Source organism: Paenibacillus sp. FSL k6-2145 (assembly GCF_037976585.1).
In the GTDB taxonomy this organism is placed as follows: Bacteria; Bacillota; Bacilli; order Paenibacillales; family Paenibacillaceae; genus Paenibacillus.
On sequence record NZ_CP150267.1, the window covers coordinates 5,776,380 to 5,790,209 of the forward strand.

15 protein-coding genes and 1 riboswitch are annotated in these 13,830 nt (G+C 43.5%); of the genes, 8 read left to right on the forward strand and 7 right to left on the reverse strand.

The genetic code is table 11. The features are described from left to right. Positions 1–12: 12 nt before the first annotated feature. From NZ043_RS25435 to tenA, 4 genes are all read left to right on the forward strand, one after another. Complete coding sequence (locus NZ043_RS25435) at positions 13–1,455, forward strand: glycoside hydrolase family 1 protein (protein ID WP_091030014.1); 1,443 nt, start codon at positions 13–15, stop codon at positions 1,453–1,455. A 17-nt stretch (positions 1,456–1,472) separates the two neighbouring features. After that, the gene (locus tag NZ043_RS25440) at positions 1,473–2,324 is read left to right on the forward strand and encodes a PRD domain-containing protein (RefSeq protein WP_339309573.1); all 852 of its coding nucleotides are present in this window, start codon (positions 1,473–1,475) and stop codon (positions 2,322–2,324) included. Between the two features lie 297 nt (positions 2,325–2,621). Beyond that, positions 2,622–5,294, forward strand: coding sequence for an endo-1,4-beta-xylanase (locus tag NZ043_RS25445; protein ID WP_339309574.1), 2,673 nt, complete (start codon positions 2,622–2,624; stop codon positions 5,292–5,294). A 206-nt stretch (positions 5,295–5,500) separates the two neighbouring features. Continuing rightward, a riboswitch (TPP riboswitch) is annotated at positions 5,501–5,598 on the forward strand. A 113-nt stretch (positions 5,599–5,711) separates the two neighbouring features. After that, entirely contained in the window at positions 5,712–6,374 is a 663-nt protein-coding gene (gene tenA / locus NZ043_RS25450) for a thiaminase II (protein ID WP_339309575.1), read from the forward strand. Between the two features lie 221 nt (positions 6,375–6,595). On the opposite strand, the gene NZ043_RS25455 is transcribed toward tenA, so the two are convergent. Genes NZ043_RS25455 through NZ043_RS25475 form a run of 5 tightly spaced genes read right to left on the reverse strand, consistent with a single transcriptional unit; the run spans position 6,596 to position 8,909 of the window. After that, positions 6,596–6,892 carry a spore coat protein gene (locus NZ043_RS25455; protein ID WP_339309576.1) on the reverse strand — a complete coding sequence of 99 codons (297 nt, stop codon included), beginning with the start codon at positions 6,890–6,892 and terminating at the stop codon, positions 6,596–6,598. An 11-nt stretch (positions 6,893–6,903) separates the two neighbouring features. Then, positions 6,904–7,104: a hypothetical protein gene (locus NZ043_RS25460; RefSeq protein ID WP_076253188.1), complete on the reverse strand. Its 201-nt coding sequence runs from the start codon at positions 7,102–7,104 to the stop codon at positions 6,904–6,906. A gap of 31 nt (positions 7,105–7,135) precedes the next feature. Beyond that, positions 7,136–8,272: a zinc-dependent alcohol dehydrogenase gene (locus NZ043_RS25465; protein WP_036615410.1), complete on the reverse strand. Its 1,137-nt coding sequence runs from the start codon at positions 8,270–8,272 to the stop codon at positions 7,136–7,138. After that, the gene (locus NZ043_RS25470) at positions 8,269–8,655 is read right to left on the reverse strand and encodes a spore coat protein (RefSeq protein ID WP_339309577.1); all 387 of its coding nucleotides are present in this window, start codon (positions 8,653–8,655) and stop codon (positions 8,269–8,271) included. Before NZ043_RS25470 ends, NZ043_RS25465 begins: the two co-directional genes overlap by 4 nt. Positions 8,656–8,666: 11 nt before the next feature. Continuing rightward, the gene (locus NZ043_RS25475) at positions 8,667–8,909 is read right to left on the reverse strand and encodes a spore gernimation protein GerQ (protein ID WP_076253190.1); all 243 of its coding nucleotides are present in this window, start codon (positions 8,907–8,909) and stop codon (positions 8,667–8,669) included. A 188-nt stretch (positions 8,910–9,097) separates the two neighbouring features. On the opposite strand from NZ043_RS25475, the gene NZ043_RS25480 reads away from it, so the two are divergent. The 4 genes from NZ043_RS25480 (at position 9,098) to NZ043_RS25495 (ending at position 12,577) form a co-directional block, all read left to right on the forward strand. Beyond that, positions 9,098–9,376: a hypothetical protein gene (locus NZ043_RS25480; RefSeq protein ID WP_133384935.1), complete on the forward strand. Its 279-nt coding sequence runs from the start codon at positions 9,098–9,100 to the stop codon at positions 9,374–9,376. Between the two features lie 303 nt (positions 9,377–9,679). After that, positions 9,680–10,765, forward strand: a complete 1,086-nt coding sequence (locus NZ043_RS25485) for an L-dopachrome tautomerase-related protein (RefSeq protein ID WP_176872639.1) — start codon at positions 9,680–9,682, stop codon at positions 10,763–10,765. Positions 10,766–11,059: 294 nt separating this feature from the next. Continuing rightward, positions 11,060–11,326: a CD3324 family protein gene (locus tag NZ043_RS25490; protein WP_133384936.1), complete on the forward strand. Its 267-nt coding sequence runs from the start codon at positions 11,060–11,062 to the stop codon at positions 11,324–11,326. A 168-nt stretch (positions 11,327–11,494) separates the two neighbouring features. Further along, a complete protein-coding gene (locus NZ043_RS25495; RefSeq protein ID WP_339309578.1) occupies positions 11,495–12,577 on the forward strand; it encodes a nucleotidyltransferase domain-containing protein in 1,083 nt (360 codons plus the stop codon). Positions 12,578–12,637: 60 nt separating this feature from the next. Here NZ043_RS25495 and NZ043_RS25500 read toward each other — a convergent pair whose 3' ends face one another. Both NZ043_RS25500 and NZ043_RS25505 read right to left on the reverse strand, forming a co-directional pair. Then, on the reverse strand, positions 12,638–12,979 hold the full coding sequence (locus NZ043_RS25500; RefSeq protein ID WP_249910539.1) for a nuclear transport factor 2 family protein: 342 nt from the start codon (positions 12,977–12,979) through the stop codon (positions 12,638–12,640). A gap of 28 nt (positions 12,980–13,007) precedes the next feature. Then, the gene (locus NZ043_RS25505; RefSeq protein WP_091029989.1) at positions 13,008–13,802 is read right to left on the reverse strand and encodes an SDR family oxidoreductase; all 795 of its coding nucleotides are present in this window, start codon (positions 13,800–13,802) and stop codon (positions 13,008–13,010) included. Positions 13,803–13,830: the final 28 nt, after the last annotated feature.

The window sequence follows — 13,830 nt, forward strand, 5'->3', positions numbered from 1 at the left end:
GGAGTGTTTGAGATGTTATATCAACACATCAAACCATTCCCCAATGAATTTCTGTGGGGAGGCTCTACCTCGGCCTATCAAGTGGAGGGAGCTTGGAACGAAGATGGCAAAGGCCTGTCCGTCATCGATATGTGTGATCATCCGGCTGGAACCGCCGATTTCACAGTTGCGAGCGATCACTATCACCGATTCAGAGATGACGTGAAGCTTTTTGCAGAGCTGGGCCTCAAAGCATATCGTTTTTCAATTGCATGGACTCGAATCTTGCCTTCAGGCACAGGGGCTGTTAATGAGAAGGGACTCGATTTTTATCACCAATTAATTGACGAATTGCTGCTCCATGGTATTGAACCCGTTGTGACCATGTACCATTTCGACTTACCCTACGAGCTTGAGAAAACCGGAGGATGGAACAACCGGGGGACGATCGATGCCTTTGTCGAGTATGGGCGTATCTTGTTTGAGCATTACGGGCATAAAGTGAAATATTGGTTGACCATTAATGAGCAAAATACGATGATTCTCCATCCAGGTGCCATTGGTACACCAAAAGACGGACGTCTGCCTTCCAGTAAGGAACTGTATCAGCAAAATCATCACATGTTTGTAGCTCAAGGCAGAACGATGCGACTATTTCATGATATGCTCCCGCAAGGCAAGATTGGTCCTGCATTAAACATGACATCCATGTACCAGGCAACCTCCAGACCAGCCGATGCAATCGCTGCACATAACTGGGAGACGATTCGCGGATGGGGTTTTCTCGACTTATCGGTGTGGGGACGGTATAATCCATTATTCTGGAGTTATTTACAGGAACGCGGCATCGAGCCGGTTATTGAGCAGGGTGACATGGAAGATATCCAGTCTGGCCGCCCCGATCTGGTAGCAATCAACTACTACTCGACGGCAACCATTGCCGCCAGTATGGGCGATGCGTCGGATGTTACAGCTCGTGCGGGTGATCAGCAAATTATGCTTGGCGAGCAGGGAGTATACCGGGCCGCGGAGAATCCTTATACGGAAAAAACGAAATATGGCTGGGTCATTGACCCGGTTGGCCTAAGGCTGACATTGCGTAAGGTATGTGAACGATATGGTCTCCCGATTTTAATTACGGAAAATGGTATAGGAGCCCCAGATGTACTGGAGGCAGATTACACGATTAACGATACGTACCGGATTGATTTTATCGAGAAACATCTGGAACAGATCAGACTGGCTCTAACGGATGGAGTAGATGTGATTGGTTATTGCCCTTGGTCCGTTATTGACGTGGTAAGCACACATCAGGGGTATGGGAAACGTTATGGAATGATCTATGTAAACCGCGGTGAACAGGATCTGAAAGACTTGAAGCGTTTGAAGAAGAAAAGCTTCTCGTGGTATCAAGAGGTCATTAAACAGAATGGCAGATGTATCGGAAATTCGGATCAGGCGGTCACGAAAGAATAAAGGATCGTGATGAATTCATGAGAGTAATCAAAATATTAAATAACAGCTTGCTTCTGACCAAAGATGAACAGGGACAAGAGATGATTGTCATGGGAAAAGGGTTGGCATTCAAAGGCAGAGTCGGCGAGCGACTCGATGAGGAGCATATCCAGAAACGATTCATTCTGCAAAATAATCCGTCTGCCCAGGCTTACGTACGAACCATCGAAAGCATGCCAGAAAAACATGTGAATGTCATAAACAAACTGATTACCAATGCAAAAGAAAAGCTGTCTCTTGACGACCAAATCTTCTTTACGCTTATGGATCACTTGTCGTTTGCCATTGAACGATGGAAAAAAGGTGTAGCATTACAGAATCGCATGTTATGGGAGATACAGAGGTTTCATCCTGTCGAATTCGAACTGGGCCTTGAAGCCGTTCAGATGCTGAATCTAGAATTGGGTATTGAACTGCCGGAAGAAGAAGCAGGGAATATCGCTTTTCATTTCGTGAATGCCCAAACGCATGAACAGAATATGGAGCGCACGATGCAATCCGTTAAGATGTTAAAAGATATTTTTAACCTGATTCAATACACCTTTGATATGCAATTGAACAAAAATTCTATCCATTATGTGAGACTCGTCACACATCTGCAATTCTTCATCCAGCGTTTACAAGAAGGGCGTCTGGGCAATTCGGCGAAAGATTTTATATTTCAACACATGGTGAAGGAGCATCCGCTTGAATACAAATGCGCGGAGATGATCAAAACCTACGTGCAGAATATGCTGGACATCTCCATATCAAACGAGGAATTATTATATTTGATGATTCACATTGCACGAATTGTGCAGGAGGAACAGGGTGACGAGGGACGATTATAAAACAAAGTTTATATGCCTGTTAGCAGACAGGAAAAAAGATACTTTTTAACTATGACCGTTTTCTCGTATTTTATCGGGAAACGGTCTTTTATTTTTGCAAATATGTAGCGGCTTTTTTGATATTCCACGCGAACGAACTCCAGCTTCCTAAGCTCACATGAGATTACCAAATGATAACTTTTTATTATAATTATTGGGAATTTGTTATATGTAAGCGCTATCGAAAGAACTATAATCTATTTATCTGGATGTTAATCCGTTCAGAAATACTTAGACCAAATCATGAGGAGGAATTGTATGAAACGGTTAGGTCAATGGAATATAACAGCCTTGGTTCTTGTGCTGGTACTCGCCATGCTTCCATTTTCGAATGTCTCACATGCAGCCAAGGCAGTTACGGAAGTGGAGGGAAGTCATTTAAGCACAAACTTTGAAGACGGTACACTTCAAGGATGGACTCCACGTGTCGGTAGTGAAAATCTGACAGTGACACAGCAGGAAGCACACGAAGGCCAGTCTAGTATGCTAGTTTCCAACCGTGATCGTTCCTACCATGGACCGATGTTATCCATGAAGGATCTGCTTGAGCGTAACCAAGAGTATGAAATTACGGCATATGTAAGACTTACCCAGGAGCCCACCACGGATCAAACACTACAGCTCACCACATATAAAAAAACAACGGCCGAAAGCTGGAACCCGATCGGTAGCGTGAAGATTGCCAAAACAGAATGGAACACATGGCACAAGATCACCGGAAAATTTCAGTATAGCGATGATCCCACTGAATTGAATTTGTTCATCGAAACACCCTACATCTCTGAAGATAGCGTAGATACGTTATCGTTCTATGTGGATGATGTATCATTTACTCTGGCCGAGCAACTGGAGATTGAAGCAGGGATTCTGTCTCTGGAGGACCTGTATCAAGATGATTTCCCCATTGGTGCAGCGGTGTATCGCTGGCAGTTGGAAGGCGCATACGGACAACTGCTCACAAAGCATTTTAACAGCTTGACCGCAACCTATGAGATGAAACCGAAGTACATGTCTCCTTCCGAAGGTGTTTATGAGTTCGAGGCAGCCGATCAATATGTTCAGTTCGCTGAGGAGCATGGTATGGGCGTACGCGCACATGCGTTGTTGTGGCATATTGATGCTGCAGAGTGGATGTTCAAGGATCCTCAGGGTAACCCTGCGAGTCGAGAATTACTGCTTGCCCGGATTCAGGATTATGTCGAAACCGTCATGACCCGATACAAAGGTAAGATCTATGCCTGGGATGTGGTAAACGAGGCGATTGCGGATAGCAATGGTGATGCCAACGGTTTACGTAAAAGTTCCTTTTATGAACTAATCGGTCCGGATTACATTGAAAAAACCTATGAATTCGCTCGTGCAGCCGATCCGGATGCCAAATTATACTACAACGAATACTTCACGGAAATCCCTGAGAAAAGAGAGCATATGTTTCAGTTGGTCAAACGACTGAAAGAGAAGGGACTCATCGATGGTGTGGGTTTGCAATCCCACTATAACCTGGAATCCCCGCCCATCGAGGAAATTGAAAAAACGATCAACATGTTCGTCGAACTTGGATTGGATATTCAGATCACGGAACTGGATGTGGATAGCGGAATTCCATTTGGTGAAGAGATGTCGGATGAAGTTGCGGTAAAACAGGCGTATCGATATAAGGAACTGTTGGATTTGTACAAAAAACACAAAGATCACATTTCTTCAGTTACCTTATGGGGACTCCAAGATGAGAAGTCTTACAACAACCAGGCGATGCTGTTTGATTCAGCCCTGAAGGCCAAAAAAGCATACTGGGGACTCGTGGATGAATCCAGCTTGCCTGTGTTGACACAGAGAGCCGTCTCACTTTCGGGTAAACCGGATATCAAAAAACAGTCACAAGATCCGCTCTGGAACAAAGCGGTGTCTACTCCACTGAAGGGTGACTCTTCGGGATCAGCCAGTTTCAGAACCTTATGGGATCAAAGTAACCTGTATATCCTTGTGGATGTTCAGGATGCGAAGTCAGATGTGAATGACAGAGTAGAACTCTTTGTTGATCTCAATAATGGCAAGACCTCCACATATGAAGCAGATGACCGACATGTAATCATCAAGCGGTCAGGCAAAGCTGAGGGCGCGGAGCGGCGTTCATATCGTGTACGCGAGACAAAAGCTGGATATCAGGTTGAATTGTCCATTCCATGGGATGGTATCCAAGCCGATTCAGAATATGAAGTTGGCTTGGATATCCGTGTGACTGATGGCGGTGCAAGTGGGACACAACCTTATAATCCACTGTACTGGAATGATCGAACACAATCTCAGGAACAAGATACAAGCAAATACGGCGTGATTCAGCTTGCCCCTATGCCCAAATCTGCACAAGCTGTGCAAGGGATTGTTCAGATTGATGGGAAGAAAGACGCCCTATGGAATAAGGCTGTTCCATTTGAAGTAAAAAGGTTGAATGAGACCGAAGGTGCAGAGGCAGTGGCTCGCGCAATGTGGTCAGGGGAGTATCTATATCTGCTGATTGACGTCACTGATCCAAACATCATCACAGATAGCATCAACCCATGGGATCAGGATTCGATTGAGATTTTCCTGGATGAGAATCACCAGCGCACACCGTATTTTCAATATGATGATGCCCAGTTCAGAATCAGTGCAGACAATGTAGGAACCTTTGCAGGGGGTGCCTCACCCGGACGCCTTGTAAGTGCTGTGAAGAAAACAAATAAAGGATATCTCGTAGAAGCCCGAATCCAGTTACATTCACTGACGCCCAAAGCAGGAAATGTTCTCGGTTTCGATCTTCAAATTAACGACAATCAGGGCGGAGGTAAACAGAACGTAGCCAAATGGAATGATACGACCAATGAGAGCTGGAGAAACACTTCCCAGTACGGAATACTCACTTTTGTCGGAAAGAACAAACTCGGGCATTAAATCATTGGCAGTAGTTCAAAGAATAGAAACCATCATAACAGTAGCTAAAACTCAACCATTGTTGTGATGGTTTCCGTCGTTTAAATACGTCTCTCAAGCTGATGAGGTGGGATACAAACTGCCTTGACTATATTTAACAGCCCTTGATATACTAAATGGATGTTATTTTTTCTTTTATGCGGATAAGAAAGTAATCAACTACATACAACCGTTTGCAAGGGAGCCTTAACCGGCTGAGAGGGTGTTAAACCGACCTTACCTGATTTGGATCATGCCAACGTAGGGATGCAACGATGAAACGCTGTACTTGGGTAGCTCATGCGAACCCCCTTGTTTTAGTGTATTTGTCTGCGAAACATCCTATGGATGTTTCGTTTTTTTGTTTTTAAATACGTACATTATGAATTGGAGGAACACATGTTGACTATTTCAGAGAGACTATATCAGGCAGCACAGCCTGTGTGGAAGGAATGTCTTGAGCATCCTTTTGTTAAAGGGATCGGAGATGGTTCTTTACAGGTTGAACAATTTCGTTATTATTTGCTGCAAGACTACATGTACCTGTACGATTATGCCCGTGTATTTGCACTAGGTATTGTCAAGTCGCACGACCCCAAATTGATGCAGTTTTTTAGTAAAAACGTAGATAACATCCTGAATGGTGAAATGAAAATTCATCGTTCTTATATGGAGCGATTAGGAATTACAGAGGATCATGTTTTTCAGGTAAAACCTGCACTGAAGAATGCAGCGTATACTAACTATATGCTCTCTGTTTCCCATGCGGGCGGCATAGCAGAAGTACTTGTATCCATTCTGGCCTGCTCATGGAGCTATGCAGAGATTGGTCAAGTTCTTTCCCAAAAGCCAGGTGCAGCTGATCATCCCTTTTATGGAGAATGGATCACAGGATATGCTTCCTCTGAATACAACAGCAACAATCAATCCCTTGTCGCGTTAACGGATAAGCTATTAGAAGGCTGTAGCGAGGTAACGTACCAACGGATGGAAGATATTTTCGTGATGTGCAGTCGCTTTGAACTTGATTTTTGGGAGATGTCATGGAGGCTGGAGGCTTGAGCTTACTGGTAGTTGATTAAAGGTCTCGGTCGTGGAGCTGCAAAGGGTAATCAGTCTCAGAATGGAAAATAAGTAGATTTACGTAAAGGAACGCTAGTATAAGCGTGTTTCGTGACGATGCCAAAAAAAGGGCGGAGTGTATCCGCCTTTTTTCATTGTTGAAATTCTTGACACAGGAGCATTTTATACTCTGAAGTCTCTGGCTGAAATCAAAAAGGGCGTCAGGACGGAATGTTCATAGCAGTCTGAATGTTTTTCAGATCGAGCTGAATTTGCTCTGCAATATGGTAAGGGTGGTATAAGCCATGCTGCATCATGTAATTTGATATCTTTTCATGAGAGTCTATGGCTTCATCGAGCTGTTTCATCAAAATTTGTTTGATTTCGGGGGTAGCACATTCGGTCACAGCCATGGCGTAGTTTCTGACGCCGCTCTTGGCGTTCATCAAAAAATCCATTGCGATCACTTCATCGGTCAGCGTATTAAGACCAGTCATGTGTTCTAATATTGGGTTCATTTTTTTATCTCCTATACAGTCGCTTTAGACAGCACTCCACCGAGCTCCTGAAGCTGCTGTTGTGATAATGTCGCATCTTGTTGCAAAATTTGCTTGAGCTCCGGGTCGGTTACCAGAGCTTGCATGGTCTTGGATTTTGTCATGCAAACCGTCTTGAACGCAGCTATTTCATGCACCTCGAGCATCTCATGCAAAGCGTATGTGGAATCCATTCAGATTGTCCTCCCATGTATCAATTCATATTTAAGGCTTTAAGATGACTTTAATGCAATCGTCCGTTTTTGTATCGAACACTTCATAGCCCCGCTTGGCCTCGCTGAGCGGAATGACGTGCGTAACGATGTCCCCAGGGTCCACTTTGCCAGACGTAACCAACTCGTACATGTATGGCATGTAGTGAATGACCGGAGCTTGTCCGGAACGGATATTCACGTTTCGCTGCATGATGTCACCGAGCGGGAATCCGTTATAACGTCCGCCGTATACACCAGTGACTTGAATGGTGCCACCTTTGCGGACAGCCTGAGATGCAATGATAAATGCGCTCATGGTGCCGCCTTGCAGTTTCATACCGCTGGCTAGAAATTCAAGATCGCTCATCTTACCGTCCATTCCTACCGCATCAATCACGACATCGGCGCCGCCTTTGGTCATTTCCTTGAGAGTGTTCCCAATATTCTTATCCTGTTCGAAGTTTACGATTTCCACATTGTTTGTTCGCTTTGCATGCTTTAAGCGGTAATCGACATAGTCGACGGCTATGACCCGCTTAGCACCTTTCAGCCAGCAGAACTTCTGGGCCAGGAGTCCGACCGGACCGCAGCCGAGCACGATGACTGTATCACCATTCTTAACGCCGGCGTTATCTACGCTCCAGAATGCCGTCGTCATGGCATCGGCGATCAAGCTTAGCTTTTCGTCCGGTTGTTCGCAGTTTTCAGGGATCTTAAAGTGGGTAAAATTGGCAAACGGGACCCGTAAATATTCGGCTTGCCCGCCGGGATATCCGCCGGTCGTTCCGGAGTAGCCGAAATATGCGCCCATATCCCCGTGTTCGTTTGAATTGTCACATTGGCTTTCCAGCTGATTTTTGCAAAAAAAGCATTCTCCGCATGCGATGTTAAACGGAATGATCACACGGTCACCTTTTTTTACCTTGGTCACGCCAGGACCTACTTCTTCTACGATCCCCATCGGCTCATGCCCGATGACATAGTTCTCCTGAAGGTTAGGGATCATCCCGTGAATAAGATGAAGGTCAGAACCGCAAATGGCGGTACTGGTGATCTTTACGATCATATCGTCCGGTTTCACAATCTTCGCATCCGGCACCTCTTTGACCACGACATTTTTAACCCCTTGATACGTTACCGCCTTCATGCTTTATGTCCTCCAATATGTTCATCTGGGGTCCGATCAAACATCCCTTTACGTGACGTATCACCCGGGAACAGATTCATCTGCCCGATCATCACCGTATTTTTCGCCGAAAGCTGATCGAGTTGGTACTGTTCGTTCAACTCATAAGGATGAAACCACTTTTTGCGCATCATGAGCTCCGAGATTTCTTGGTGCATTGCAATCCCCTGCTTAAGATGAGTATGCAGCAGGGCTCTTACATCCGGTGAAGCCGTTTCCGTCAGGGCGATGGACAAATTACGTACACCCTCCTTGGCACGAAGAAGGAAGTCCATGGCAAAAGTCATATCTGCCATTTCCGGCATATTCAATGAATTAATCAGATCTAAATAATCGGTATTCATCTGAGTTCCCCTTAATGTGTTATAGGTGTCGGATTATTTGGAACGGGTGCTTGGAAAGGAGCTCTTGCGTAGATTGCTTGCAGCTCAGCGATCTGTTGTATGGATTGAGTTACGTCTTTCTGCATTAAGGCTTTTAGCTCTTGGTCAAAGACCAGGCCTTGCATAAGTTTCGACTTAGCGATGCAGAGCGTTTTGAAGTTTAACGCTTCATGCAGTTCCATCGATTCGTGCGGCGCTAGCGTTGGATTAGCCATTCAGAAATGATCACCTCCTTTTTCATCAAGATTAGATTTTCCAATGCATCGGATCTTATACTAATATGGATCACCGGAGAGGTAAGATCCGAATATTCCCATGTACTCGCAGGGATATAAACAAAATCTCAATCCCATACTTATTTCTGTTTAAATGAATGATCTTACTCAAGGAAGGAGGAGTCACGGTGCCCAATAAAAACAAAATTGATCTAGCCACCGAAAATGCAAGAAAACCGGCAGAAGGTGCACTTAACTCGAGTGGTAATACGCTGGAGCAGCATGCATCTAACGCGGTTTCTGAGGTGCAGACGGCTTTAAATCAGGCAATAAGCTCGTTAAATGAATCTAATGCAACAAATTCACAAGCGTTGGAGATTGCCCGGCAGCAATTGACCCGAGCAGATGAATTTTTAGATCAAGCGCAAACTTCAGCCAACGCATTACGTCTGCCGGACCAACAATAAAACGGTTTTGGTACTGATAAGCTTGGCAGAGTTTTTCCTTCTTTTCCGAATTTTCTCCGATACTCTCTGCATGGGGGAATTACCCTGCGTTGACGATCGGAGGAAGCATTTTTCCTAGAACACATATAGTTACAGTCAACATGCTTCGGCTTACGCCGAAGTTTTTTGTATTTTTAGATGTATCGGACATTTTCAAAATCGAGGTTGAAAAAGAATGATTAAGGGCCAGGCATTAGAAAAAGTCTCGAACATAATTATAGGTAATATCTATTCAACTATGTTGAGGAGGACATCATACAGCCTATGTTACCTATGGAAGAATATTTTGGTAAGTTAGAACTCGTTCATTCCTTTTACGGGGCTATGCCTACAGGCGTTAGTGTATCCGAAACCGGGCGTATCTTTATTTGCTTTCCAAAATGGGGAGATGACGTTAGATTTACGGTAGCGGAAATTGTTGAGGGTCAGATGCAACCTTATCCTAATGTAGAAACGAATTTGATCAACCCATTGAATATCGTTATGTCCTTCATCAGTGTCCAAAGTGTTGTTGCAGATGGAAGGGGAACCTTGTGGGTACTGGACACGGCTGCACCAAATTTTTCTGAGCCAATTAAAGGAGGGGCAAAATTAGTCGCGGTAGATTTAGAAACAAATACAATAAGAAAAGTATATACATTTGCTGATGATGTAGTCTTGCCGACAACGTATCTGAATGATGTCCGATTTGACTTTCGTGTAGGAAAAGCAGGTTTCGCATATATAACGGATTCTTCTTCCAATGGTCCAGGCGCTATTATCGTCGTAAATTTAGAAAACGGAAATGCGTATAGACGGTTGCATGGAGCAAGCTCGACCTCACCCGATCCATATTTTGTGCCGAAAGTGGAAGGTAAAATTTTGATGAATCGAAACGCGGATGGTTCAACATCGCCCTTTCGATTGGCCTCTGATGGTATAGCCATTTCCCCTGATGGAAAAATGTTATTCTATTGTCCATTAACCAGTCGCCAGCTATACTCGATCTCAACAGAATCGTTAAGAGACAGAACGATACCGGATTTTAAGTTAAGTGATCTTGTGCAGTATTGGGGAGAGAAGGGTGCATCTGATGGGATGATCACGGACGCAAAAGGAAACGTTTATGCTGGAGATTATGAAAACGATAGTATTCGAAAGATATTGCCAAATGGAATCATGGAAACCATCGCCCATGATCCCCGAATTTTATGGCCAGATACGTTTTCTATTGGTCCGGATCAATACTTATATGTAATTGTGAACCAATTACATAGGCAGGCGAGATTTCATTATGGAAGAGACCTGCGACAAAAACCCTATAGTTTACTACGCATGAAAATTGATGAATTACCTGCTCCTACCTTTTGATATACATCCCACTTTACGCGTACAATCGTGTCAGCCCCAAAAGACATGATTATACATTTCAACAACAAGCCCTGATATAATAAGCAAATAGCAACTATCTATTTTCTATGGAGGTGAGGCTATTGAAAACAATCGGGGTAGGATTCTTACATGCACAGCTCTATGCAAAGCCAGTGAAGGATATGGCAATGCTTTGCATAGAGCCTGGGAAGAATCACATTGCCAACGACGAATCGTAATATTCTACTAACTGGCTTTGCACCTTATTGATCTATTAAATAAGGAGTGAGGCCCATGAAATATTCAAAAGCCGAGTCTATTTTTCCGGAAGAATTGCTACGTATCATTCAAGAATACGTTCAAGGCGAATTGGTTTATATCCCCAAACCCAAAGAGGCGCACCTAAAATGGGGCGAGAAAACAGAGAGCAAGAGTAAGGTCTCTGCTCGAAACGCTGAGATTAAATCCTTATTCCGCAATGGAGTCAGGATAGAGGAGTTGGCGGGTCGGTATTTCTTGTCCTGCGAAAGCATAAAGAAAATAGTCTATACAAAGAACTAATCAAGGAACTAATGAAATCCGCTAACTCGTCGTTTCGACGGTTTAGCGGATTTTGTGCAAAGATGACTTAAATGAACTTATACATAGTAACCGTACCTCTAAATCGATAGACTCAAGTTAAGGTTGTTGTGATGAAGGACGGCCGGATCATACAAAGAGGTGTAACGAATGAACGAAATCATAAAGAAGAAGCTGCTGGACAAAAATGAACTGCTAATTAATATGGTGATTGAACGCGTAAAAAGAGATTTTCTAGATGATATCGCCATTATTGGGCTTACTGGTTCATTTAGCACCGATGACTTTCACGAGAAGAGCGATCTTGATTTAATTATCATTAATAATACAGAAAAGGGATGGGAAATATCCGATTGCTTCATCTTGGACGACGTTGGATATGATATCTATTGCACGCCATGGGATTCAAGAATACAAGAGCAATCCAACTTGGAGAGTCCCAACGTATCGAGCCTAACCGAGCTCAAAATACTCTACTATGCAAAGCCTGAGGATTTGGAGAAATTGAACGTCTTCCGGCAAAAAGCTCTTGATGCACTTGCAAAACCGATAGGAGAAGCGTGTCTTAATCGAGCAAATAAATGGATCGACCTGGCTAAGCAAGCATACAGCGATACGATGCTTAGTGAAGATATCGGTTCAGTGCGATATGCATCTGCTGAGGTTCTGTACAATCTAGTCAATGCCTTGGTGAGTATGAATAACACGTGCATCAAACGAGGGATCAAGCGATATTTGGAAGAGATACGTTCGTTTCGCTATGTTCCGGATAATCTCGAATCCTTATACATGTCAATCATCGAAGCTCATACCATTGAAGATATTCGAATAACATCCTTTAATATGTTGAATAGCGTTACGAGGTTACATAACACAATGTGTGATAACTTCATTGTTAAACCGGCTCCGACCTTTGATAATCTGAGAGGGACATACGAAGAATTGTGGTGCAACTACCGTAATAAAATTTTGAAGAGTGTTGCAACGAACGATCCTTCCTACGTCTTTCTTTCGGCCTTTGGAGCACATGGATATCTTGATGAAATGGCCATGGAGAAAGGAACCAAGAAATTTGATCTTATGCAGTACTTTGATGCAAGTAATTTACCAGTTATGAAAGAGAAGCTCCTTGAAGTGATGGATGATTATCTAGAAGAGTATGATAAGGTTGGTAGAAAAGTCGAACATTTTACAACCTTCGAGCAACTATATGCCCATTATATGAATCATTGACCTTACTATCCCAGTTGGTAATAAGCCCACGGAAAACATTGTTTTTACATTTGGATACGTTTAGAAAATGGAAAGTCTGACGATTTTATCGTCAACAATAACAAAATGATAATCCAATAATAGTGGATCGGGTAGACCAGTCTTGTCGTAGGTACCATCCAGCTTGCATGTTAACACAATTTCATCACCTATTTTTTTTGCTTTTGTTGGCTCTAACGTTACATTCGCCGCGAAATGGTTTTGATCACTCCATTTCCGAATCGCCTGTTTGCCATTTCGCTTTTTCCCTTCATCCAACACGACAGCATTTTCTGAGAAACAATCTACAAATACTACTGGGTCTGGCTTGTTAGATGCAGTAATGTATTTGCCAATTACAGACGGTAAATGACTGAGATCCATATTGTTCTCTCCCTTTATTAATTAATTTTTAGACGGTAGGGATCGTTCCCCCATCTATGACATATTCACTACCTGTAATAGATGCTGCTCGGTCTGAGACCAGAAATGCGACCAGCTCAGCGACTTCTTCAGGAAATCCTGGCCGGCCAATTGGAATACCTCCGAGTGAAGTCATAAGTTGTTCGAGCGCACTTTCTCGACTTCCGGTTTCCGTTGCGATCCGATCAATTAATGCGTCAGCTGCTGCTGTCTGAATAAATCCGGGAGACAATGTATTAATGCGAATTCCTTGAGGGGAAAATTCATTCGATAATCCCTTGCTATAATTAGTCAGCGCGGCTTTGGCAGATGCATAAGCCAGTGTAGTTTCATATAAAGGCAAACGTCTCTGGATGGAAGTGAAATGAAGAATAACGCCTGAATTATTCTCTAACATAAGTGGAATTAAGCCACGATCAAGTCGAACTGCTGCGAGTAAATTCCAATTTAATGTATGAAGCCAATCCTCATCACTCAATACAAGTGCGCCTCCTGGTGGTGTCGTTGATCCACCTACGCAATGGACAATAATATCGATACCTCCAAGTTGCTCTTTTACTGCTGTAATTATTTGCTCTACACCTTCAGGTGTGGCGACATCTGCTTGCACAAATTTGACCGAATTGGGCAAGTCAGTAGATAGAGAACGGGCAGTAGTAAGGACTGTAGCTCCGCCTTTTGCAAGTCTTTTTACAACTGCTTGTCCCATTCCCTTTGTTCCTCCGGTTACAAGCACCTTTTTACCTTCAAATTCTGATACAGAGAACTCAAATTCTTTATGCATAACTATTCCTCCTAGTGATGGTATTCAA